The organism is Micromonospora radicis (assembly GCF_003583405.1).
Lineage (GTDB): Bacteria > Actinomycetota > Actinomycetes > Mycobacteriales > Micromonosporaceae > Micromonospora > Micromonospora radicis.
Genome location: NZ_QXEC01000020.1, coordinates 1 through 22,093, shown reverse-complemented (window position 1 = coordinate 22,093; position 22,093 = coordinate 1). Strand labels below are relative to the sequence as shown.

The following is a 22,093-nucleotide window of genomic DNA, read 5'->3' as shown; positions in this document are numbered from 1 at the left end:
GGTCCGGTACGGAGCCTAGAACGGCGCCTCACGTCAGTGCCTCCCGCGTTATGCGACCGTGTCCGATCCCACACAATCTTTTGACATTTCCACCGCGTTAACGCCTACCGGGCGGTTCAGGTGATTCGCGGTTTTAGCGGGGGGTGGGGGTGAGGAGGAGCAGGTCAGCCCGGGAGTCGACGGGCGGTGGTTGCCGACCGTACGGCGATCCGGGCCTCCCGCCGGGCGGTTCGCACGGCACGGCTCACCGACCGTCGCGAGTGGCCGATCCGGTGCCCGGCTCGCCAGCGTAGTCCCGGCTTGCCCGCGGTGTCCGTCGCAGCGAGTAACAACCCTCCGAAGAGACCGAGGTTCTTCAGGAAGTGGATCTGGTTGTTCTGCCGCTGGGCCGGATCGTCGTTACGCCAGAAAGGATGCCCAGCGAGGGTCACCGGGACCAGCGTGCCGGCCAGGACCAGCGCCGCCGGACGGGCGAGCCGGCCGGTGGCCAGCATCAGCCCGGCACCGACCTGGATCGCCGAGTTGGCCCGGATCAGGGCTGTGGTGTCGGTCGGCAGCCGTGGGTCGACCCGCTGGAGCAACGGCGCCACCCGATCGGTGATCGGCTTGGCGGCGGGCACCAGGCGGTCGGGGTTGACGAAGTTGCGGGCGCCGCTGACCACGAAGATGCCGCTCAACATGGCGCGGGCGAGGGACCGTACGGGCGTCATGGAACAGTCATACCCCTTCCCAGGTGGCGCCATGCCCGGCAACGGCCCATCTCGATCGATCGGGTGGCAGCCGGGCGAACCGATTCCAGCGACCGTCTCGGATGGACGGGCCGCAGGGGGTAACCTCGCCGCGTGACGACCCTGCGGCTACGCCCCGAGGATCCGGCCGACACCGGTGCGATCCGCCGGGTGCTGGCCGCCGCCTTCGCCCGGCCGGACGTGACCACCCCGCCGGAGGTGCGGCTCGTCGACGAGCTGCGCGGCAGCGATGCCTGGCTGCCGGAGCTGGCGATGGTCGCCGAGTACGGCGGGGAAATCGCGGGTTACGCCCTGCTCAGTCGGGTGACGGTGGGCTCGGATGCGGGCAGTGCTCCGGCGTTGGCGCTCGGCCCGGTGGCGGTGGCGCCGCACCGGCAGCGGATCGGCCTCGGTGTGTCGACCGTGCAGGCCGCCCTGGAGGCGGCCACCGAACTCGGCGAGCGTCTGGTCGTGGTGCTCGGCGACCCGGCGTACTACCGGCGCTTCGGGTTCAGCCGAGCCGACCGGATGGGGCTGACCAGCCCGTGGTCCGGGTTGGGCGAGCCGTGGCAGGCGCTGGTGCTCCCCCCGTCGACCAGCGGCGAACCGCCCGTTCCGCGCGGCGAAGTGTTCTTTCCGCCCCCCTGGTCCAAGGTCTGACCGTGCCGGGGGCGGGCCTGGCCGGCGGCAGGTTCGTGGGAAGGCGTGATTTCACCCTGAAATTTTGATTTCACCCTGAAATCAGTCTCCTGAGGAGGAGTGCCCGCCGGACGCGGCGGCCACGGTGCCGGCGCCGATTCATCGTCGAACCATGGCAATCGTGGTATGCCGCCGGCAGGTCGCTGCCCCACCTCGGCTGAGTCAGGCGGGCTGGGTGCGCAGGTAGCGACCGAAGTGCGGGACGGTGAAGGCGACGGTGCCGCGCTCCCCGGAGTAGATCAACCCCTTCTTGATCAGCGCGTCCCGGGCCGGGGAGAGGCTGGCGGGCTTCCGGCCGAGCGCACGGGCGATCTCCGCGGTCGGCACCGCGGCGTCCATGTCGTCACGTCCACCACCGTCGGCCACCCCCTCGACCAGGGATAGCGTCGCCATCGCCCGCATGTACTCACGCTCGGCCGGGGTGGCCCGCTCGAAGCGGGAACCGAAGAAGCCGACGGCCAGCTCGGCCTCGGCCTCCGGTGCGGCGACCCGGACGTCGGCCGGGGTGATCGGCGATCGGGGAGCGTGGTCCCAGGTGGCCTTCCCGTACGCCTGGACGAAGTAGGGATAGCCGCCGGACTTCTCGTAGAGCAGGTCGAGCGCCTTCGGCTCGTACTCCACGTCCTCCCGCTCAGCCGGCGCGCAGAGCGCCTGGTCGGCGGCGATCCGGTCGAGCCGGTCGATGCGTTGGTAGCGGAACAGCCGCTCCGAGTACGACTTGGCCGCGCTGAGCACCGCGGGCAGGTGCGGTAGGCCGGCGCCGACCACGATCAGCGGCGCGCCGAGTTGGGAGAGTTCGTGGCAGGCGGCGCAGAGCGCGGAGATGTCCTCCGGCCCGAGGTCCTGCATCTCGTCGATGAAGACGGCGACGCCGGTGCCGACGTCGCTGGCGACCGAGGCGGCGTCGGTGAGCAGCTCCACCAGGTCGATCTCGATGTCGCCGGAGTCGGCGCGCCCACTGGCCGCCGGCACGTCGATGCCCGGCTGCCACCGGTCGCGTAACTTGGGTGCCGCACCGCCGCGCCCGGTCGGGGCACCCCGTTGGGCGAAGGCCTTGAGCACCCCGAGGAAGGCGTCGATCCGCTCCGGTGCCCGGTGTCGCGGCGCGAGTTCCCGGATCGCCATGTGCAGGGCCGCGGCGATCGGACGGCGTAGCGACTGGTCCGGCCGTGCCTCGATCTTGCCGCTGCCCCAGAGCCGGTTGATGGCCTGCGACCGGAGGGTGTTGAGCAGCACGGTTTTGCCGACGCCGCGCAGGCCGGTGAGCATCAGGCTACGCTCCGGGCGGCCCCGGGCGATCCGTTCCAGCACGATGTCGAAGACGTCCAGCTCTCGCCCCCGCCCGGCGAGTTCGGGCGGGCGCTGACCGGCGCCCGGGGCGTACGGGTTGCGGACCGGATCCACGAATCGCACAGTATCGGGCCATCTAGCCGGGAGGCTAGACATGCGTAGACGGGGCTACCGGCGTGTTGCCCTCGACCAAGAACTAGTGCTGTCTAGCATCCAAGCTAGACAGCACTAGTTTTTCCTAGGGCGCTGGCCGGCCCGGTGGCGGTCCGCCCGACGGCGAGGCCCCGCCCGACGGCGCGGTCAGTCGCGCTGCTTCAGGCAGAGCACGAAGTCCAGCGAGTCCAGCTCACTGTCGTAGAAGTACCAGTTCGTATAGCCGTCGACCCGGGCGCACTTCGACTCCGCGTCCCGCTCGCCGCTGGTCTTGCCGTCGAAGCGCCGCAACACCTCGTACGCCTTCGGTCCACACTCGCTGATCACCAACTTGGCCTTGCCGCCGGTCGGCGCGTCGTTGCGTACGCACTGTCCCTGCTGCACGAAGCGGGGGTCGGTGGACGAGTTGGCGGCCGGGGCGCCGGGTGCCGGCTCCTCGTCCGGCTCCTCCGGGTCACCGGCCGGCACCGCCGGATCATCGGTGGGCGCGGCCACCGGCGTCGGGGTCTGGTCGTCCTGCCCAAGCAGGTAGAACGCCGTCGTGCCGCCGACGGCCAACACCAGCACCGCCCCCAGCACGGCGATCATCGGGCCTCGACCGCGCTTGCGCCTCGTCGGGGGTTCCGGCTGGCCGGCGTACGCGGCGACCGCGGTGTCGTCGTCCTGGTAGGCGGAATAGGACCGGACGTCCTGCGGATAGCGGCCGTATCCAGCCTCGGCCGCCGGCTGACCGGAGCCGTAGACCTGACCTCGGCCGGGTACCTCACCCGGGCGCGGCTCACGCCACGGCTGCGGGCCGCCGCCCGGTGGTCCGTAGTTCGCCATCCACACCCCTCCTGAACCAGTGGGTGCGACCGGCCGGCCGTCGTCGAGGCGACCCGTCACCCACGTCACCGTAGCGTGTGCGCCGCCCCGACCCGGGCCCCGACGGCAGGCCGGTCGGACACCCGGTCGGCCGGTCAGATCAGTCGTAGCTGGCGATCCTTCGGCCGGCGGGGTGCGTGGTCGTCACCGAGGCGTTCGAACAGGCCGGGATCGATCACCTCTAGGAACGGCGACGGCCGGCAGTCCTGCTCCGAGCCGTGCCGCACCCGCCGGGCGGTGTGGCTGACGAAGAGCCGGTCCTGCGCCCGGGTCAACCCGACGAAGAACAACCGGCGCTCCTCGGCCACCGCGTCGTCGTCGGGCACCGAGCCGGGCCAGCGTAGCGGCAGCAGCCCGTCCTCGGCGCCGACCAGGAAGACCACCGGGAACTCCAGCCCCTTCGCGGCGTGCAGGGTCAACAGGGTGACCGCCTCGGCGCGCGGGTCGAGCGCGTCCACCTCCGCACCGGTGGCGAGTTGGGACAGGAACAGTTCCAGGTCGTCGCCGCACCGGCGGGCCAGCGGCGTCAGCAGATCGACCGCGGTCCGGACGTCCTCCGGTCGTACGCCGACGGAACCGTCGAGGGTGGGGATGGCGAACCGTTGCGCGAGCACCTGACCGGCGAGGCGTACCCGGGCGGGCAGGGCACCGTCGGGACCACCGGCGTGTCGCAGCTCGCGGGCGATGGCCAGCACACCGGGACGGTCCCGCAGCCGGTCGTGCGAGCGCTTCTGCACCGGGATGTTGGCCCGGGACAGGGCGTCCACGAACGCGGCGGCCTGCGCGTCGGTCCGGTAGAGCACGGCGATGTCCGAGAAGGACAGTGTGGTCGACCGGCCGTCGATCCGGCCGGAGTCCAGCGACCGGTGGGAGAGGCCGCCGACTAGATCGTCGACGGTGCGTACCACGAAGTCGGCCTCGTCGGCGACGGACGCGGCGGCGTACCGGCCGACCAGCGGGGCCTCCGGGTCGAGCCGGGCCGGATCCAGCCGGCGTCCCCGGACCAGCGACGACGGCGCGATGGCCTGCACCGCGGCAGCCAGGATCGGCGCCGAGGAACGGTAGTTGCGGTTCAGCCGGACCAGCCGGGCGTCGGTGAAGTCCTGCGAGAACCGCAGGAAGTAGCCGACATCGGCTCCCCGGAACGAGTAGATGGCCTGGTCCGGGTCGCCGATCGCGCAGAGGTTGCCGTCGGCGGGGCTGAGCAGCCGCAGCAGCTCGTACTGCACCGCATCGACGTCCTGATACTCGTCGACGAAGATCCACCGCCAGCGGTCGCGGTACCGCCCGACCAGCCGGCGGTCCTCGTTCAGCAGCGCGACCGGCAGGGTGAGCAACTCGTCCAGGTCGACCATGCCCTGCTTGCGCAGCAGGGCGGCGTAACCGGCCTGGTCCTCGCCGGCCTCCGCGCGGGCCGCCGCCCGCTCGGCGTCGTCGGCGATCCGGAAGTCGGCGGGCAGGCCGGCGGCCTCGGCGTTCTCGCGGAGGATGGCCAACCCGAGCGAGTGGAAGGTACCGACCGTGACGTCCTCGGCGACCGGGCCGAGCAGACCGTCGAGACGATGCCGCAGTTCCTCGGCGGCCCGCCGGGTGAAGGTGATCGCCAGGCACTGCTCGGGAAAGACGTTCAGCTCCGCGCAGAGGTACGCGATCCGATGGGTCAGCGTACGGGTCTTGCCGGTACCCGGTCCCGCCACGATCAACAGCGGGCCGCCCGGCGCCGAGGCGGCCACCCGCTGCATCGCGTCGAGTCGGTCCAGCAGGCCCGTGCCGACCTCCTCCATTCCGGCGAGCATCGGCTCGAACGGCTCGTGTGGTGAGGGTGGCGGCGCGATCGGCGGTGTCGGCGGCGCCGGCTTGCGCTTCGGCTCGGCCTTCGCCGCCGGCCGCTTGGTCTTGGCCTCCGCCTTGGCCGGCGGCTCCGTCGGTCGACGCTGCGCCGGCACCGGTACGTCGAACAGGGTCTCCTGCCCGCCCGAGGTTCCGGCGCCGCCCAGCTCCGCCGGATCGAAGAGGGTGATCACGCCGTACTCGCCGTCGTAGCCCGGCACCCGGCGGACCTCGCCGCGGCGCAGCCGGCCGATCCCCTCGGCGAGCAACTCCCCGCCGACCCGGCCGATCTCGTCGAGCGGGGCGCGGGTCAGGATCTCCAGCTCCGGGCCGAGGGCGGCGACCAGTTCGGTGAGCTTTCCCTCGACCCTCTTCGACCGCGGCCCGACCTTGTTGATCTCGCCGAGGATCTCGGCGAGTTGGATCAGGTGGGTCACCTCGGGAGCGTCCCCGGGCCGGTACCCCTCGGGCCGGTCGGCCAGCTCCGCCACCCGGCTCAGGACGCCCACCGTCAGCGGCTTGCCGCACTCCGGGCACCGGCCGCCGGCCGCCCGGGTGCGCTCGGGCGTCCAGTTCACCCCGCAGAGCCGGTGACCGTCCGCGTGGTACTTGCCCTCCTCGGGGAAGAACTCGATGGTGCCCGCCAGCCCGTCGCCGGTACGCAGCGCCGCCCGGATGGCGAAGTAGTCCCGTTCCGAGGTGAAGACCGTCGCCTCGCGGGCCAGCGCGGGCGGTGAGTGCGCGTCGGAGTTCGAGACCAGGCGGTAGCCGTCCAGGCTGCCGACCCGCCAGTTCATCTCCGGGTCGGAGGAGAGCCCGGTCTCCAGGGCGAAGATGTGGTCGGCCAGGTCGGCGTAGCAGTCGGCGATCGCGTCGAAACCGGACTTCGAGCCCAGCGCGGAGAACCAGGGTGTCCAGATGTGCGCCGGGACGAGATATCCGTCCGGGCTCGCCTCCAGGGTGATCTCCAGCAGGTCGCGGGAGTCCAGGCCGAGGATCGGCCGGCCGTCCGAGCCGAGGTTGCCGATCCGACCCAGCGCAGCGTTGAACCGGCCCACCGCCGCCAGATCCGGCAGGTAGACGAGGTGGTGCACCTTGCGGGTCCGGTCGTCGCGCTTGTAGATCGTGGAGATCTCCACGCTGAGCATGAACCGGACCGGATCGCTCTCCGCCGTGCTGGCCAGCCGGGGCGGCAGTCGGCGGGCGATGTCCCGTTCCGCCTCCGGGGCCAGCCGGTACAGGCCGGGCTCGGCCGGGTGCAGTGTCTCGCGCAGGTGGTCGTACCAGGCGGGATGGGTGAAGTCGCCGGTGCCGAGCACGGCGATGCCCTTGCGCCGCGCCCACCAGCCGAGGTTCGGCAGGGTCAGGTCACGGCTGCAGGCCCGCGAGTACTTCGAGTGGATGTGCAGGTCCGCGACGAATGGCGGGGGGCCACCGGGGGGTACGGCGCTGAACGGGGGCACGCCGCATCCTGCCACGACCGGCTGTGCTGCCGCGCGGCGCCACGCTCGGAAGGTGAGCTGCGCTATGCCGAACGAAGCTCGACGAGGGTGATCTGCGGCTCCGCGCCGACCCGGACCGGCGGGCCCCAGAAGCCGGCGCCGTTGGTGACGTACACCTTCGTGCCGTCCACCTCGCCCAGGCCGGAGACCACCGGCTGTTCGAGCTTGACCGCCAGGTTGAAGGGCACGATCTGGCCGCCGTGGGTGTGGCCCGACAGTTGCAGGTCGACGCCGTACTTCGCCGCCTCGAACGCGGCCACCGGCTGGTGGGCCAGCAGCACCACCGGCCGGGACGGGTCGCGGTCGGCGAGCGCGGCGGCGTAGTCGGCCGGCGCGGATACGCCGGTACCCGCCGCGCTCACGTCGTTGACCCCGGCCAGGTCGAGTACGCCGCCGCGGGCGGCGATCTCCAACCGCTGGTTCTGCAACACCCGCAACCCGAGCCGGTCGACCTCGGCCACCCACTCCTCGACCCCGGAGTAGTACTCGTGGTTGCCGGTGACGAAGTAGCTGCCGTGCCGGGCGCGCAGGTCGCGCAGCGGTGCCGCGGCCTCACCCAGCTCGGCCACCGAACCGTCGACCAGGTCGCCGACGACCGCGACGACGTCGGCGTTCAGGCGGTTGATCGCGGCGACGATCCGCTCGGTGTGCACCCGACCACGCAGCGGCCCGATGTGGATGTCGGAGACGGTGGCGATCCGCAGGCCGTCCATGCTGCGCGGCAGCTTGGCCAGCGGGATCTGCACCCGGTCCAGCTGCGGTGGGCCCATCGCGGTGCGGACGCCGTATCCCACCAGCCCGGTGGCGGTGAGCCCGGCGAAGATCGCGGCCCCCCGGGCCAGCAGCAGTCGGCGACTCGGGTCGTGGTCCGGCCCGACCGCGCCGACCGCCGGTGGCTCGGCCGGCTCGTCGGCTGCCGGTGCCGGGCCGGTCGACGACGCCTCCTCGCTCGACGGGGCGGCCGTGCTCGCCGGGCCGACCAGGACCGGCTCCGGTGCGGCCACGGCCGTCCGGCGACGCAGCACCAGCCGGGCCACCAGCATCGGCACTTCCAGCACCACCAGCACGACCAGCAGGTAGAACATCACCGCGAGCCAGAGGTAGCCCGGCCAGGCCAACCAGTACATCCCGGCCCGGGTGCCGACCATGGTCGCCGGTACGAGCACCGCCAGCGTCACCGCGGTGACGGTGCCGATCCGCCGCCAACGTCCCGCCGTCGTGGTGTCCTTGACCAGCCGCTTCCACAGGTACAGGTGGATCAGGCCGGTGATCAGGGCAAGGGTGGCCACGAAGCCGAGTACCGCGAACACGTGTCGATCTCCCTCAGCCGCCGGCGAAGGGGGGCAGGACGTCTATCGTCGCCCCGGCCGGCAGCGGCTTCTGACGATCATGACAGGTCACACCGTCCACCAGAAAACTCGCCACCCGCAGCACCGACACCAGCCGTCCGTCGTGCCGCTCGGCCAACTCGGCCAGCAGTTCGTCCAGCGACCGGCCGGCGGAGATCACCTCCTCGGCGTGACCGGCGGCGGCTCGTGCACCGGCGAAGTAGCGGACGGTGACGGTTGGCATGGTCAGCCTCCGATGGCCGACATCGGCCGGGACGGTTGCAGGAAGGTCGGGTCGTCGATGCCGTGCCCGGCCCGTTTGCCCCGGGTCGCGGCCTGCCAGCGTCGTGCCAACTCGTCGTCGTCGACGCCGGCCCGCAGGGCGCCGCGCAGGTCGGACTCGTCGGTGGCGAACAGGCAGTTGCGGATCTGGCCGTCGGCGGTGAGCCGGGTCCGATCGCAGTCGCCGCAGAACGGGCGGGTGACGGTGCCGATCACACCGACCCGGGCCGGTCCGCCGTCGACCAGCCAGGTCTCGGCCGGTGCCGCGCCGCGGGCGGCCGGGTCCGGGCTCAGGTCGTACGCCGTACGCAGGGTGGTCAGGATCTCGTCGGCGGTGACCATGGCGGACCGGTCCCAGCCGTGCTGGGCGTCCAGCGGCATCTGTTCGATGAACCGCAGTTCGTAACCGTGGTCGAGGGCGAAGCGGAGCAGCGCCGGCGCCTCGTCGTCGTTGACGCCGCGCATCAACACGCTGTTGATCTTTACCGGGGTGAGTCCGGCGGTGGCCGCGGCGGCCAGCCCGGCCAGCACGTCGGGCAGCCGGTCCCGGCGCGTGAGCCGGGCGAAGCGGTCCCGGTCCAGAGTGTCCAGCGAGATGTTCACCCGGTCGAGGCCGGCAGCGCGCAGCGTCGTCGCCGTCCGGGCCAGGCCGATGCCGTTGGTGGTCAGCGAGAGCCGGGGACGCGGGTCGAGGGCGGCGCAGGCCGCCACGATGCCGACCAGACCGGGCCGGATCAGCGGTTCACCGCCGGTGAACCGCACCTCGGTGACCCCGAGCTGACACACCGCGACCCGGATCAACCGGACCACCTCGTCGTCGGTGAGCAGTTGCGGACCCGCCAGCCAGGGCAGCCCGTCGGCGGGCATGCAGTACGTGCAGCGCAGGTTGCATTTGTCGGTCAGGGATACCCGCAGGTCACGGGCGACGCGGCCGTATCGGTCGATGAGGAGGTTGTCGGACGGCGGGGCGACGCTCATCCGTCGACGGTAGCGCGCCCGCCCGCGTTCAGTACGGCCCGCGCACAACCGATGACCGGATCGCGGTACGCGCCGCCGAACGACGCGGTGTGCACCAGCAGCAGGTGCAGCTGGTGCAGGGGTATCCGTTGCCGCCAGCCGTCGGCCAACGGCCAGGTCTCGTCGTACCCGGCCAGGATCCGGTCGGCGTACGGCGGGCCGCCGAAGAGGGCGAGCTGGGCGAGGTCGGTTTCTCGGTGTCCACCGTGCGCGGCCGGGTCGACCAGCCAGACCCGGTCGTCGGCGCCCCAGATCAGGTTTCCCGGCCAGAGGTCGCCGTGGACGCGGGCCGGCGGTTCGTCACCACCCAGTTCGCCGATCCGGGCGACGACCCGCTCGACCAGCGTGACGGCCGTCTCGTCCAGGGCGCCGTTGTCGACCGAGCGGCGTAGGTACGGCAGCAGCCGCGCCCGGACGAACCAGTCCGACCACGGCCCCTCGTGCGGGATGTTGTCCGCCGGTAGGACCCCGATGAAACCGGGCCACGACGCGCCGAAGGCCGGTGCGCCGGCCCGGTGCGTCCGGGCCAACTCCCGGCCGAACCGCTCGGCCGCCCCCGGGCTCGGTTCACCCGGCTCGATCCACGCCAGGGCGAGCAGGTCGGGCAGGGCCACCACCACCTCCGGTACGGCGACCCCACCGGCCTCCCGCAGCCAGCGCAGCCCGGCCGCCTCGGCCGTGAAGAAGCCCTCGGGCACCGGCTGCCGGGCCTGCTCCGGCCAGGTCTTCGCGAAGACCGAGTGACCGTCGTCCAGGGTCAGCCGCGACGCCGCGCAGCTGTCCCCACCGCCCACCGGCGTCTCCCGGATCCGCTGGTGGGTCAGGAAGGTCGGCAGCTGCTCCGGATGCGCCCGCAGGTACGCCAGATCCATGCCCCGCAAGGTATCGCCTGCGGTGAACGTACGGGCCCGTTGCGGGCGTAACCGCGAGCGGAAGGCGCTCCGACGGACCGGTGGCGATCCACCCTGAGCTGGATGAATACGCTGCGTAGTTGTGGATGGTCGGCGTGTCGTCCACAGGGGCAGCGGCGCTCCCCGGTCGGCTCGCAGGCTGACCGCATGAACTCGACCGAGCTGCCCCGACTGACCGTCCGTTCGCCCGCCGACCTCATCGCCGCCGTGCCGTACCTGCTCGGCTTCCATCCGACGGACAGCGTCGTGGTGGTGGCGCTCTCCGGCACCCGGATAGTCTTCGCCGCCCGCGGCGACCTGCCCGACGGCGCCGAGCACGAGGAGGCCGCCGCGCACATCGCCGAGGTGACCGCCCGGCAGGGCGCCGACGCGGCGACCGTGATCGGGTACGGCCCGGCCGCCCGGGTCACCCCGGCGCTCGACGTGCTCCGGGGTGCCCTTGCCGACGCCGGACTGACCGTGCTGGACGCGCTGCGGGTCACCGACGGCCGCTGGTGGTCGTACGTCTGCACCGAGCCGGAGTGCTGCCCGCCCGAGGGCAAGCCGTACGACCCGCGGGCCAGCGCGGTGCCGGCGGCGGCAGTCTTCGCCGGCCAGGTGGCACTGCCCGACCGGGCGGCGCTCGCCGCGCGGGTGGCGTCGGCCGGTGGTACGACGATGCGGTCTGCCGTCGAGCGGGCCGAGCGGCGGCTGACCGACCTGCTCGCGGCGGCCCCCGCCACCGATCTGCTTGGCGGGCGGGCGTTGCGGACGGCCGGGGTGGCGGCGCTGCGCGCCGCCCGGCGGCGGCACGACAGCGGCGAGCAGCTCCCCGACGACGAGGTGGCCTGGCTCTGCCTGCTGCTGACCCACCTGCCGGTACGCGACCACGCCTGGGAGCGCACCGACGGCCGGGACGAGGACGTGGCGTTCTGGGCCGAGCTGTTGCGTCGGGCCGCGCCGGAGCTGACCGCCGCGCCCGGCGCACTGCTGGCCTTCGCCGCGTGGCGGGACGGGCAGGGCGCACTGGCCGCGGTCGCGTTGGAGCGGGTGCTGGCCGAGCACCCCGACTACTCGCTGGCTCTGCTGATGGACGACCTGCTGCGGCGCGGGGTGCCACCCTCCCGGCTCGACGGCTGGCCGGCGGCGGGGTCACCGAGGCGGCTGCGTCGGGCGCGACGGCGGTCCCGGCGCCGCCCGCGATGAGCAGCCGATGATCGCCGGGGTCGCCGCCGGTCCGGACGATGTCGGATACTCGTCGGGTGTTCGGACTGTCACCAGGAACGGCATGAGCCTCGCACTGCTGCTGTCCCTCGCCGGCCTGGCGCTGATCGACAGCACCAGCATCGGCACCCTGTTCATCCCGGTCTGGCTGCTGCTCGCACCCGGCCCGATCGGCGTCCGGCGGATGTTGGCATACCTGGGCACCATCGCCGGGTTCTACTTCCTGGTCGGGCTGTTGCTCTACTTCGGCGGCAGTGGCCTGGCCGAGGTGTTGGGCGGAGCGCTCGACAACCGACCGGTGCTCTGGGGGCAACTGGTGCTGGGGGTCGGCTTGCTGGTGCTGAGCTTCCGCTACGACGGGAAGCGCGGTGCCGGCACCGGCCGGGTGCTGCGTTGGCGGGATCGGGTGACCGGTGGTGACTCGTCGTCGCGTTGGCTGGTCGGGCTGGCACTGTTCGCCGCGCTCGCCGAGGTGGCGACGATGCTGCCGTACCTCGGTGCGCTCGGCCTGTTGAGCACCTCGGGTCTCGGCGTACCGACGGTGGTGGCTCTGCTGGGCGCGTACTGCCTGGTCATGGTGGTGCCAGCGGTGTTGTTGCTGGGCGCGCGGGTGGCCTGGCCGAGGCTGGTCGAGCCGGTGCTCAACCGACTGAACGCCTGGATCGTCAAGTCTTCGGGCAGCATGCTCGGCTGGGGCTGTTCGAGATGCTGACCCGCTGAGCAGTTCCGGATGCGGCTGAACCGTTGAGCGCGCTGGTCAGCCGGTGACCCGCTGGTGGCCGGTGTAGACGTTCATGGTCCGGCCGCGCAGGAAACCCACCAGGGTCAGACCCGCCTCGTCGGCGAGGTCGACGGCCAGGGTGCTCGGCGCCGAGACCGCCGCGAGCAGCGGCACGCCGGCCATCCAAGCCTTCTGGGTCAGCTCGAAGCTGGCCCGTCCGGAGACGAGCAGCACATGCCCGGCCAGCGGCAGCCGGCGTTCCCGGACCGCCCAGCCGACCACCTTGTCCACCGCGTTGTGTCGCCCCACGTCCTCCCGTAACACCACCAACTCGCCGTCGGCGGTGAACAGGCCCGCCGCGTGCAGCCCGCCGGTCCGGTCGAAGCCCCGCTGCCCGGCGCGCAGCCGCTCGGGCAGCGCGGCCAGCACGGTGGCGGGCACCGTCAGCGGGTCGTCGGCCACCGTGAACAGCGACCGGGTCCGCACCGCCTCGATGCTCTCCTTGCCGCACACCCCGCAGGCGCTGGTGGTGTGGAACTGCCGGCTCGCCCGGGCCGCCGGCTCCGGCACTCCCGGCGCCAGCGCCACGTCGACCACGTTGTAGGTGTTCAGGGTCTCCGCACCGGCGCACAGTTGCGCGGTGGCGACGTCGTCCGTGGCGCGGATCAGCCCCTCGGTGAACAGGAATCCGATGGCCAGGTCCAGGTCGGCGCCGGGAGTTCGCATCGTCACGGAGAGTGGGCGGCGGCGGGTCGGTCCGGCCGGGCCGACCCGGATCTCCAGCGGTTCCTCCACCGCGAGGGTGTCCGGCCGACGGGTCGACGCGCGACCGTCGGCGGTGCCGTCGAGGTCCACCCGGAGCACCGTGCGGCGATCTGTAGCCCGTCCCACCGGTCCATCCTCCCCCGCCGCCGACACCGACGCGCGGCACCCCACCCGGCCCGATCGACCGGCCCGGCGGCGTACCGGTCACCCACCCCGATACGGGTCGAGCGGGACCGGGGCGGGCGACCCCGCCGGTGCCCCGGAGGTCGGGGCTACGGTGACCCGGTGAGGGCGTACGCGGCGGTGGTACTCGCGGGAGGCACGGGGCGCCGGATGGGCGGGCGGGACAAGGTGGCCCTGCCCGTCGGGGGCGTACCGATGCGTGACCGGGTGCTCGCCGCGGTCGCCGACGCGGCGCCCCGGATCCTGGTCGGGCCCGGTCCGGCCCCGCCCGGCGTACGACTGACCCGGGAAACGCCGGCCGGCGGTGGCCCGGTCGCCGCCACCGCGGCGGGGCTGGCCCTGCTCGACCCCGATGTGCCGGCCGTCGCCCTCCTCGCGGCCGACCTGCCGCTGCTGGACCGGCTCGCACTCGGCCAACTGCTGCGCCACCTCGACGCCGACGCCGACGCCGACGCCGACGCCGATGCCGATGGCGACGCCGATGCCGATGCCGATGGCGACGCCGATGCCGACGCCGATGGCGACGCCGATGCCGACGCCGATGGCGATGGCGATGGCGATGGCGTGCCGGCCGGACAGCGGCGGGCGTCCGAGGTCGACGGGGTCTGCTACGTCGATCGGTCCGGACGGCGCCAACTGCTCTGTGGGGTGTGGCGCCCGCGCGTGCTGCGCGTCGCCCTCGACCGGTTGACCGCCCGGCGTGGTGAGGTGGCCGGTGCGTCGCTGCGGGAGCTGACCGCGGGGCTGACGGTCCAGGAGGTGACCTGGTCTGGCGACGGCCCACCGCCGTGGTTCGACTGCGACACTGAGCGGGACCTGCGGCAGGCGGAGGAGTGGGCGCGATGACGGTGCTGGACGACTGGGTCACGGCGGCCTGTGCCGAACTGGGGATCGAGCCGGCCGAGGTGCCGGTGACGGCCGTGTTGGGCCTGGCCCGGGACGTCGCCCACCAGGTCGTCCGGCCGGGCGCCCCGGTCACCGCGTACCTGCTCGGTCTGGCCGTGGGTCGGGGCGCCGATCCGCTGGTGGCCGCCGCCCGGCTGGCCGAACTGGCCGGCAGTTGGCCGGTCGAACTCGGTGCTGACCGCAGCCCCGACTGACCGGTACCAGGAGGGGTTGTCCGATCACGGTCCGGGCTGATCCGCCACGACGGTCGGCTGGGTAGGGTGGCCGGAACGGACGGAGGCGATCATGACGGCAGACCACCCCTCGGCGCCGCCCGGCGCGCCGGGGCACCACGAGTCGATCCTGCTCGACGAGCCGAGCACGGCCGACCTGCGGGCGAAGGTGACCCAGGCGTGGCGGGAGTTCGCCCGGGCCCTGGCCGACCGACTGGCGACCCTGCCGCCGGGAGCGCACGTGGAGCTGACTCTCGACCCGACCGCCTCCGGCACCGACGACGCCGTCTACTCCGTCGGTGTGGACGTCGAAACGGACAACCGGCTGGCCGCCCAGGCGGTGGGCAACGCGACGCTGCCGGCGGGGTACCGGTTGGATCGGGCGGCGGTGGCCGACATGGTCGCGCTGGGTTGGTCACCGCCGGGCGTGGTGGAGGGCTCCGGCGAGCAGTTCGGGCTGCACTGCGCGGCGAGCGAAGCCAACCGGCTGGCCGCCCTGCTCTCGCGTACCCTCCGGGACATCTACGGCGCCCCACACCCGGCGTTCCTGGTCTACCTGATCGAGGACGGCGACGGCGAGCCGCTGGCCGGCGAGCCGCTCGGCACCGCGCGCAACGAGTTCGGTCCGGGCCGGGAGATCGAGACGGAACTGGCGGAGGCGCTGGCCGGCGGCGGTGAACCCGGCGCGGAGACCGAGGTGCTGGAGTTGGCCGAGCGGGTCCGGACGGTCGTCTCGACCATGCTCAAGTCGGACTCCGACCGGGTGCACGTCGACTCCGACGGGGACATCAACATCCGGGCCGGTTCGGCGATGGTCTTCGTCCGGGTCCGGGACAACCCGCCGTTGGTCGACGTCTTCTCGCCGGTGCTCACCGAGGTCGAGCCCACCGAGCGGCTGTACGTCAAACTCTCCGAGCTGACCAACCGGATGCCGATCGGGCGGCTCTACTGCGCCGACGACACGGTGTGGGCCTCCATCCCGGTCTTCGGCCGCAACTTCCAACCCACCCACCTGATGCTGGCCGTGCAGGTGATGACCGGCCTCGCGGACGAGTTGGACGACCGGCTGCACGGCGAGTTCGGCGGCAAGCGGTTCTTCGGCGAGGGGGACAAGCCGGGGCGGGGTGAGCACCGCACCGGCATGTACCTGTGAGCGTGGTGTGGGCGGGTGGGGCCCGGAAACCCCGAGAAACCGGGCCCCACCCGCGGGGGAGGGAGATTCAGGTCGTAGGGATCCAGCCGAGGCTTCGGGCGGTGGCGGGATCGGTGGCCCGAAGGCCGGCCTCGGAGACGGTCCAGAGCACGTCCCCGATCACCAGGGACCGGCGTACGGACGGACCGAGCCAGGCACGTCGGGCGGCCTCGCGTACCACCGAGGGGTGGGTGACCTGCCCGATCTCGCTGATCTTGTCGTCGTTGACGCGCAACAGCCGCAGGCCGGTGCCGACCGGCAGCGCCACCAGTCCGGTGTCCGGGCGGTAGAGGAAGGCGTGCGGGTCGTGCTCGGCGCTGGACCATCCGTGCGGCAGGTGCCACTGGTCGAGTCGGTGCGGCCGGGCCGGGTCACGGACGTCGAAGAGGGACACCTGTACGCCCTCGGTACGGCCCTGCCCGTCGGCCTCCTGCCCCACGCCGAGCAGTCGCCCGTCGGGCAGCGGGTGCAGGTACGCGGAGTATCCGGTGATCTTCAGCTCGCCGGTGACCACGGGTTTCGTCGGGTCGGTCAGGTCGAGGGAGTAGAGCGGGTCGGTCTGCCGGAAGGTGACCACGTACGCGATCGGCCCGAGGTACCGCACCGCGTAGATCCGTTCGCCCCGACCCAGGCCACCGACGGCGCCGACCGGCACCAGTGATCCGCCCGCGTTACGCAGCACGCGGACGGTCGACTCGGAGCCGCGGCCCTGACCCCATCCGTCGCCGGTGGTGGTGGCCACCCGCAGGTGACCGTCCCATTCGGAGAGCGCGTACTGGTTGATCAGCCAGCCCGGCACGGAGCCGCCGGCCAGATAGCGGGGGCGGCCCGACGAGCCGGTGTCGAACTGGTAGATCTCGGTGACCTGCTCGGCCGTGTCGGGCCGCCAGCGCGGTGTGCCGGCCGGTGGTCGCTGCCCGGCGAGGTAGAGGCTGGTCGCCGTGCCGTAGACCGTGCTCGCGTCGGCGGCGACGCCGACCGGGTCGCCGTCGCCGAGCCGGTCGGCGGTGAGGTCGAAGCTGAGCACGGTGAGCAGCGCGCTGCCGGTCATCCGATCCGGGCGGCTCAGGCGGTCACAACCGAGTCGGCCGGTGTGCCGTTCGTCGTCGGCCGTCCACTCGTACTCCGGCAGCCAGGCGGCTATCCCGGCCTGGTCGATGACGGTGCGGTGCTGTCGGGTTCGCGCCCGGTCGCTGCCGTCGGCGTCGACCGGGAACGGCAGGCGGGGTGTCGTGCGGACCACCACCCGGACGGTGTCGCCGGTCAACCGGGCGTCGAGCGTGCGACCCCGGATCCGGTACGTGCCGGTGACCCGGGGTGGACCGGTGAGGTCGACCAGGAGCAACCGGGCCTCGTCGGCCGTCGAGGCCGGCCCGGCCCACTCACCGGCCATGATCGTGACGTCGTCGTCGGCGAGCACCAGCGCCCGGTCGCCGCGCAGCAGCAGACGGTACGTGGCCCACCGGTGTTCCGGCTCCGCGCCGGGGAGGTCGACCTGGCCGATGATCTGGCGGCTGACCGGGTCGACCACCCGCAGCACCCCGGCGGTGACCGTGACGATCCGTCGCCCGTCGGTCTTGACCAGGTCCGGCTCGTCCGCGCCGGCCTCGTGGTTGTTGGTCGTGGAGTACGCCGGTGCGGCCTCCGGCGCCGCGCCGGCACCGGCGACACTCCGGGCCCCTTCCGCGGCGACGGTGGCGCGCAGCACCGCCTGGTCGCCGAAGCCGTACGGGCCGACCGACGCGCGGGCCGCGGCGCGCAACTCGGCGAGCGCGTCGGCGCAGGAGTCGAACGGGACCAGGGCGGCCGCCGGCACCATCGCCGGGGCGGACGGCCGGCCCGGCGATGGTGCGGGTGTGCTGCCGGCGAGCACGGCCAGCGTGACCAGCGTGCTGCCGGCCACGGCAGTCTTGATCCCCCGGGTCATGGCAGTACGACGCGCGGCTGCCCCGCCCGGTTCCGGTACGCGAGCGAGGTTCTCGCTACCGGATGCCGGCTCAGCGGACGGACGGCCCCACGCCGGGGGACTCGACCAGGCGGGAGAGCACGATGGTGCTCCGGCTGGAGGTCACGAACGACTCCGCCCGGAGCCGTTCCAGCGCGTCCTCCAGGTGGGCGATGTCGGCGGCGCGCAGGTGGACGAGGGCGTCGGCCTCCCCGGAGACGGTGTACGCCCCGACCACCTCCGGGTGGCGTCGTACGGCGGCACCGAGCTGGGCCGGTGTGGTCCGGCCGGCGCAGAACAGCTCGACGAACGCCTCGGTGGTCCAGCCGACCGATGCCGGGTCGACGACGGCGGTGAATCCCCGGATGACCCCGGCGGAGCGCAGCCGGTCCACCCGACGCTTGACCGCCGGAGCGGAGAGTGACACTCGGGTTCCGATGTCCGCGTACGAGGCGCGGGCGTCCGCGACAAGCAACGCAATGATTCGCTGGTCAACCGCGTCGATCTGCAATGTTCCGCCTCAGGGAAGCAATGGTTGTAGCTGTTACTGAAGTTCGAGCCTACCTACCCTTGGTGACCGTGAACCAGCAGCGAGTGCCGCGAAAGCGGACATATCTCATGTGCTCGCCCGAGTACTTCGCGGTCGAGTACGCGATCAACCCGTGGATGGACGTGACCGCCCCGGTCGACCCGGAGTTGGCGGTCAAGCAGTGGGACCGCCTGCGGGAGACCCTGGTCGGCCTCGGCCACGAGGTGCACCTGCTGGCTCCCGAGCCCGGCCTGCCGGACATGGTCTTCGCCGCCAACGGCGCGTTCGTGGTGGACGGGACGGTCTACGGTGCCCGGTTCAAGCACCACCAGCGGACCGACGAGGCGGCGGCGCACCGGGCCTTCTACGAGTCGCAGGGCTGGCGGTTCATCGCGCCGAACGAGACGAACGAGGGCGAGGGCGACTTCGCGTACCTGCCCGAGGCGCACGGCGGGCTGATCCTGGCCGGGTACGGGTTCCGCACCGAGCTGCCCGCGCATGCCGAGGCGCAGGAGGCGCTGGACCGGCCGGTGGTCTCGCTGCGGCTGGTCGACCCGCGCTTCTACCACCTCGACGTGGCGCTCGCCTCGATCGACGACGGCAACGTCGTCTACTACCCGGGCGCCTTCTCCACGGCCAGCCAACGGGTGCTCGGCCAGCTCTTCCCGGACGCGGTGCTGGCCGACGACTCCGACGCCCTCGCCTTCGGGCTGAATCTGGTCAGCGACGGCGCCAACGTGGTGCTCAACAGCGAGGCGACCCGGCTCGCCGGCCGGCTCAAGGCCGCCGGCTACACGCCGGTGCCGGTGGAGCTGGCCGAGCTCAAGAAGGGCGGCGGCAGCGTGAAGTGCTGCATCGCCGAGCTGCGGCGCTGAGCCGCTGCGGGGCGCGACCGGTACCGGCCAACCGCTGGCGGTACGACGAAAGGGGCCGGGTCACCGGCCCCTTCTCCGTCGTGGCCGTTCAGCCCAGCGTGGCCAGCTCGTTGACCAGTACGTTCGACAGCACCTGGCCGTCGCGCTGCACCTCGCGCAGGTACCACTTCTGCTGTGGGGTGCGCGGCTGGTTGAACTGCCACGCGCCGCGCGGGCTGTCGATCTGGCCGATCCGCCCGAGCGCCAGGTTGACCTGCTGCGGGGTGGGGTCCTGGCCAGCGAGCCGGATCGCCTGGTCGAGCACCTTGGCCGCGTCGTACGAGGCCATCGCGTACGTGGTCGGCGAGGCGCTGTGCTTCTTGCGGTACGCCGAGGCGAACCGCCGGTTGGCCGCGTTGTTCAGGTCGGCGGAGTAGTTCAAGGCGGTACGGATGCCGAGCGCGTCGTTCGCCGGGCGGATGCTCTCCAGCACGGTGCCCTCGGTGAGGAAGCCGGGGGCGTAGATGGCGCCCCGGAAACCGGCGTCGCGCAGCTGCATGACGAACTCCGCCGCCGCTGTGCCCGAGTAGAAGCAGAAGACCACCGACGGGTTGCGGCTGAGCGCCTGGCCGATGGCCGAGACGTAGGTGCCCTTGCCGGGGTTGGGGGTGTTGGACGTCCAGGTCACCGGGTCGGCGATTCGCGGGTCGGACTCGCCGAACTCCTGCCGGAAGCCGCGCAGCACGTCGTCGCCGCCGACGGCCGAGTCGGGCATGATGATCGCGACCCGGTCGGTGGCCCCCAGCTCGTCCCTGAGGTAGCGGCCGAGGGCCCGCCCCGCCTCGTCGAGCACGTACGAGGTGCGCCAGATGTAGACGACGCTCTGCAGGCTGGTGGGGGAGGCGTTCGAACCGATCAGCGGCACCCGGGCCTGCTCGATGACGTCCCGGATGCCGAACATCACCGACGAGCTGGCCACTCCGGTGAGTGCCAGCACGCCCTGCTTGAGTAGTCCGTCCACGGCGGCCTGGCCGCTCTTGACGCTGTCTCCCTCGTCGGCGACGAGCAGTTCGACCGGGTGGCCGCCGAGGTTTCCGTCGCTCAGGTCGAGGTAGAGCTGGAAGCCGTTGTGGAGTTCGTCGCCGACGGCCTTGCCCGGACCGGACTGCGGTGCGATGAGCCCGATCTTGACCGGGCGTCCTGTGCTGGGCCCCTCCTCGGTGTCGGAGCCGCACCCGGCGACGAGTCCGCCCGTACCGAGCGCGGCCAGCAGCTGGAGTGCCCGCCTACGGTTCATCTGCGACACCGGGTTCCCTTCGAAGCGTTGCCAGGAGCGGCCTCCCGCCCCACCGGCGTTCTACCTGCTCCGCGACGCTGCGTCAATGGCTAATGATCTTCGTGCAGAGACCGCAACGTGGCGGTTACCTTCGGCCAGGCCCTGGACTCGGGGTCGATGAGCCCGAAATGTTCGCAGTCTGGCAGCTCGACAAGGCGCATATCGCCCCCCGCGGCCTGCGCTGCGGCCACGTACTGCCTGCTCAGCGCGACCGGCACCTGCTGATCCAAGGTGCCGTGAATCACTACCGTCCGTGTTGGGAGGGGTACCACGGCGCGGGGGTCCGCCGCCCGGTACCGCTCGGGCACCTCGGCCGGACCGCCACCCAGCAGCGCCGCCACCGCGCCCGAGTCCAGGTCCAGCCGGTACGCCTCGGCGAGGTCGGCGACCGGGGCGAGGGCGAGCACCCCGGCCACCCGGTCCGGGGCGTGCGCCGCCGCGTGCAGTGCGAGGTGACCGCCTGCGGAGTGGCCGACCAGGATCGGCGGCGTCGGCGCGACCCGACCGGGCAGTGCGGCGGCGGCCAACCGGGGCAGCGCGGCCACCCCGTCCCGTACGTCGGTCAGCGTGCCCGGCCAGCCGCCACCCGGCTGGCCGGTCCGGCGGTACTCCAGCTGGGCGACCGGGTAGCCGAGCGCGGCCAGGGCATCGGCCAGCGGATCGGTGTGCCGCCGGTCGTACTCGGCCCGCCAGAAACCACCGTGCACCACGATCACCAGCGGTCGGGACGGCGCGGTGCCGACCGGGCGGCGCAGATCGGCGAGTTGGTCCGGGTGCTCGCCGTAGCCGACGGTCAGGTCCGGCGGCGGCGCGGGCCGGGTCAGCACCGCCCGAGGGTCGTGGGACATCGGCCGACGGTAGCGCGATGTGTCGCCGGTCGAGGAGCCCGGGCTGACCGGAGCCGGAGGTGAGGTACGCCGGCCCGAGTGGCCGGGCCGGCGGGCGGTGACCACGACGGCTGGGTAAAGATGGGTGCCATGACCGAAGCGCGCTCCGTTGGACAGAATGACGAGCCTGGCCAGGACGGCACCGGGCACTCCGGCACGGTGGTGGTGGTCGGCCCGGACGGCCGACCGGTCGGCACCGTGCAGACCGACGACGGGCCGGGAGAGGATCCGTCGCGCCTGGTCGAACAGCCGGCCAAGGTGATGCGGATCGGCAGCATGATCAAACAGCTGCTGGAGGAGGTCAAGGCAGCTCCGTTGGACGACGCCAGCCGGCACCGGATGCGGGAGATCCACGAGCGGTCGATCGTCGAGCTGAAGGAGGGCCTCGCCCCGGAGCTCCGCGAGGAGTTGGAACGGCTCTCCCTGCCGTTCGCCGAGGACCAGGCGCCCACCGAGGGTGAGCTGCGGATCGCGCACGCCCAGCTGGTCGGCTGGTTGGAGGGGCTGTTCCACGGCATCCAGGCCGCCCTGGTCGCCCAGCAGATGGCGGCCCGGGTCCAGCTGGAGCAGATGCGTTCCGGTCGGCAGGCGCTGCCCAGCGGGCCGGCGGGCGCGGCGCTGCCGGGAATGCCCGGCCTTGGCCAGGGCGCCGGTGGCGAGGGACACAGCACCGGCCAGTACCTCTAGACGAGTAAGTCCGAAGTCTGGTCAGTGGTCGTAGGGGATCAGGGACCTGGTGGTGGGCTGGCCGGTGGC

The 22,093-nt window shown here is 72.6% G+C and carries 21 protein-coding genes; 8 read left to right on the top strand and 13 right to left on the bottom strand.

Annotated features, from left to right (window positions below):
• Positions 1-164: 164 nt before the first annotated feature.
• On the bottom strand, positions 165-710 hold the full coding sequence (locus D2L64_RS19595) for a DoxX family protein (RefSeq protein ID WP_119578654.1): 546 nt from the start codon (positions 708-710) through the stop codon (positions 165-167).
• Positions 711-842: 132 nt separating this feature from the next.
• Between D2L64_RS19595 and D2L64_RS19590 the strand changes: the two genes are divergently transcribed.
• A complete protein-coding gene (locus D2L64_RS19590; RefSeq protein WP_119578652.1) occupies positions 843-1,388 on the top strand; it encodes a GNAT family N-acetyltransferase in 546 nt (181 codons plus the stop codon).
• 201 nt (positions 1,389-1,589) lie between these two features.
• Here the strand turns inward: D2L64_RS19590 and D2L64_RS19585 are convergent, their stop codons facing one another.
• The 7 genes from D2L64_RS19585 to D2L64_RS19555 form a co-directional block, all read right to left on the bottom strand.
• Entirely contained in the window at positions 1,590-2,831 is a 1,242-nt protein-coding gene (locus D2L64_RS19585; RefSeq protein WP_119578650.1) for an ATP-binding protein, read from the bottom strand.
• A 186-nt stretch (positions 2,832-3,017) separates the two neighbouring features.
• Complete coding sequence (locus D2L64_RS19580) at positions 3,018-3,695, bottom strand: LppU/SCO3897 family protein (protein ID WP_119578729.1); 678 nt, start codon at positions 3,693-3,695, stop codon at positions 3,018-3,020.
• A gap of 134 nt (positions 3,696-3,829) precedes the next feature.
• On the bottom strand, positions 3,830-7,027 hold the full coding sequence (locus tag D2L64_RS19575) for a UvrD-helicase domain-containing protein (RefSeq protein WP_119578648.1): 3,198 nt from the start codon (positions 7,025-7,027) through the stop codon (positions 3,830-3,832).
• 62 nt (positions 7,028-7,089) lie between these two features.
• On the bottom strand, positions 7,090-8,376 hold the full coding sequence (locus D2L64_RS19570; protein WP_119578646.1) for a metallophosphoesterase: 1,287 nt from the start codon (positions 8,374-8,376) through the stop codon (positions 7,090-7,092).
• Between the two features lie 13 nt (positions 8,377-8,389).
• Positions 8,390-8,638 (bottom strand): MoaD/ThiS family protein, encoded by a 249-nt coding sequence (locus D2L64_RS19565; protein ID WP_119578644.1) that lies wholly within the window; start codon positions 8,636-8,638, stop codon positions 8,390-8,392.
• A gap of 2 nt (positions 8,639-8,640) precedes the next feature.
• On the bottom strand, positions 8,641-9,654 hold the full coding sequence (gene moaA, locus D2L64_RS19560) for a GTP 3',8-cyclase MoaA (protein WP_119578642.1): 1,014 nt from the start codon (positions 9,652-9,654) through the stop codon (positions 8,641-8,643).
• Positions 9,651-10,565 (bottom strand): fructosamine kinase family protein, encoded by a 915-nt coding sequence (locus D2L64_RS19555; RefSeq protein ID WP_119578640.1) that lies wholly within the window; start codon positions 10,563-10,565, stop codon positions 9,651-9,653. The genes moaA and D2L64_RS19555 overlap by 4 nt, the downstream gene beginning before the upstream one ends.
• 186 nt (positions 10,566-10,751) lie before the next feature.
• On the opposite strand from D2L64_RS19555, the gene D2L64_RS19550 reads away from it, so the two are divergent.
• Complete coding sequence (locus tag D2L64_RS19550) at positions 10,752-11,789, top strand: DUF4192 domain-containing protein (RefSeq protein ID WP_119578638.1); 1,038 nt, start codon at positions 10,752-10,754, stop codon at positions 11,787-11,789.
• Positions 11,790-11,871: 82 nt separating this feature from the next.
• Entirely contained in the window at positions 11,872-12,519 is a 648-nt protein-coding gene (locus D2L64_RS19545) for a GAP family protein (protein WP_119578728.1), read from the top strand.
• A gap of 45 nt (positions 12,520-12,564) precedes the next feature.
• Here the strand turns inward: D2L64_RS19545 and fdhD are convergent, their stop codons facing one another.
• Complete coding sequence (gene fdhD / locus D2L64_RS19540; protein ID WP_119578636.1) at positions 12,565-13,419, bottom strand: formate dehydrogenase accessory sulfurtransferase FdhD; 855 nt, start codon at positions 13,417-13,419, stop codon at positions 12,565-12,567.
• 159 nt (positions 13,420-13,578) lie between these two features.
• Between fdhD and D2L64_RS19535 the strand changes: the two genes are divergently transcribed.
• The 3 genes from D2L64_RS19535 to D2L64_RS19525 all read left to right on the top strand — a co-directional run bounded on the left by D2L64_RS19535 (position 13,579) and on the right by D2L64_RS19525 (position 15,747).
• Positions 13,579-14,322, top strand: coding sequence for an NTP transferase domain-containing protein (locus tag D2L64_RS19535; RefSeq protein WP_119578634.1), 744 nt, complete (start codon positions 13,579-13,581; stop codon positions 14,320-14,322).
• Positions 14,319-14,576, top strand: coding sequence for a DUF6457 domain-containing protein (locus tag D2L64_RS19530; RefSeq protein ID WP_119578727.1), 258 nt, complete (start codon positions 14,319-14,321; stop codon positions 14,574-14,576). Before D2L64_RS19535 ends, D2L64_RS19530 begins: the two co-directional genes overlap by 4 nt.
• Before the next feature lie 91 nt (positions 14,577-14,667).
• A complete protein-coding gene (locus D2L64_RS19525) occupies positions 14,668-15,747 on the top strand; it encodes a T3SS (YopN, CesT) and YbjN peptide-binding chaperone 1 (protein WP_119578632.1) in 1,080 nt (359 codons plus the stop codon).
• Positions 15,748-15,814: 67 nt separating this feature from the next.
• Here D2L64_RS19525 and D2L64_RS19520 read toward each other — a convergent pair whose 3' ends face one another.
• Together D2L64_RS19520 and D2L64_RS19515 are read right to left on the bottom strand one after the other, a co-directional pair.
• On the bottom strand, positions 15,815-17,713 hold the full coding sequence (locus D2L64_RS19520; RefSeq protein ID WP_119578630.1) for a beta-propeller domain-containing protein: 1,899 nt from the start codon (positions 17,711-17,713) through the stop codon (positions 15,815-15,817).
• A 70-nt stretch (positions 17,714-17,783) separates the two neighbouring features.
• Positions 17,784-18,242 carry an Lrp/AsnC family transcriptional regulator gene (locus D2L64_RS19515; RefSeq protein WP_119578628.1) on the bottom strand — a complete coding sequence of 153 codons (459 nt, stop codon included), beginning with the start codon at positions 18,240-18,242 and terminating at the stop codon, positions 17,784-17,786.
• A 59-nt stretch (positions 18,243-18,301) separates the two neighbouring features.
• Here D2L64_RS19515 and ddaH point away from each other — a divergent pair, with 59 nt between their 5' ends.
• The gene (gene ddaH, locus D2L64_RS19510; RefSeq protein WP_407663144.1) at positions 18,302-19,135 is read left to right on the top strand and encodes a dimethylargininase; all 834 of its coding nucleotides are present in this window, start codon (positions 18,302-18,304) and stop codon (positions 19,133-19,135) included.
• An 88-nt stretch (positions 19,136-19,223) separates the two neighbouring features.
• Here the strand turns inward: ddaH and D2L64_RS19505 are convergent, their stop codons facing one another.
• Positions 19,224-20,420, bottom strand: coding sequence for an ABC transporter substrate-binding protein (locus D2L64_RS19505; RefSeq protein ID WP_119578624.1), 1,197 nt, complete (start codon positions 20,418-20,420; stop codon positions 19,224-19,226).
• Between the two features lie 80 nt (positions 20,421-20,500).
• Positions 20,501-21,298: an alpha/beta hydrolase family protein gene (locus D2L64_RS19500; RefSeq protein ID WP_119578622.1), complete on the bottom strand. Its 798-nt coding sequence runs from the start codon at positions 21,296-21,298 to the stop codon at positions 20,501-20,503.
• A gap of 120 nt (positions 21,299-21,418) precedes the next feature.
• On the opposite strand from D2L64_RS19500, the gene D2L64_RS19495 reads away from it, so the two are divergent.
• Positions 21,419-22,024: a bacterial proteasome activator family protein gene (locus tag D2L64_RS19495; protein ID WP_119578726.1), complete on the top strand. Its 606-nt coding sequence runs from the start codon at positions 21,419-21,421 to the stop codon at positions 22,022-22,024.
• The last annotated feature ends 69 nt before the right edge of the window (positions 22,025-22,093 follow it).

Bases quoted from the DNA above. Each gene is read 5' to 3' on its own strand.
- moaA (WP_119578642.1), bottom strand. From the start codon at position 9,654: ATGAGCGTCGCCCCGCCGTCCGACAACCTCCTCATCGACCGATACGGC.
- D2L64_RS19595 (WP_119578654.1), bottom strand. From the start codon at position 710: ATGACGCCCGTACGGTCCCTCGCCCGCGCCATGTTGAGCGGCATCTTC.
- D2L64_RS19555 (WP_119578640.1), bottom strand. From the start codon at position 10,565: ATGGATCTGGCGTACCTGCGGGCGCATCCGGAGCAGCTGCCGACCTTC.
- D2L64_RS19525 (WP_119578632.1), top strand. From the start codon at position 14,668: ATGACGGCAGACCACCCCTCGGCGCCGCCCGGCGCGCCGGGGCACCAC.
- D2L64_RS19520 (WP_119578630.1), bottom strand. From the start codon at position 17,713: ATGACCCGGGGGATCAAGACTGCCGTGGCCGGCAGCACGCTGGTCACG.
- D2L64_RS19495 (WP_119578726.1), top strand. From the start codon at position 21,419: ATGGGTGCCATGACCGAAGCGCGCTCCGTTGGACAGAATGACGAGCCT.
- D2L64_RS19500 (WP_119578622.1), bottom strand. From the start codon at position 21,298: ATGTCCCACGACCCTCGGGCGGTGCTGACCCGGCCCGCGCCGCCGCCG.
- D2L64_RS19545 (WP_119578728.1), top strand. From the start codon at position 11,872: ATGAGCCTCGCACTGCTGCTGTCCCTCGCCGGCCTGGCGCTGATCGAC.
- D2L64_RS19580 (WP_119578729.1), bottom strand. From the start codon at position 3,695: ATGGCGAACTACGGACCACCGGGCGGCGGCCCGCAGCCGTGGCGTGAG.
- D2L64_RS19530 (WP_119578727.1), top strand. From the start codon at position 14,319: ATGACGGTGCTGGACGACTGGGTCACGGCGGCCTGTGCCGAACTGGGG.
- D2L64_RS19565 (WP_119578644.1), bottom strand. From the start codon at position 8,638: ATGCCAACCGTCACCGTCCGCTACTTCGCCGGTGCACGAGCCGCCGCC.
- D2L64_RS19550 (WP_119578638.1), top strand. From the start codon at position 10,752: ATGAACTCGACCGAGCTGCCCCGACTGACCGTCCGTTCGCCCGCCGAC.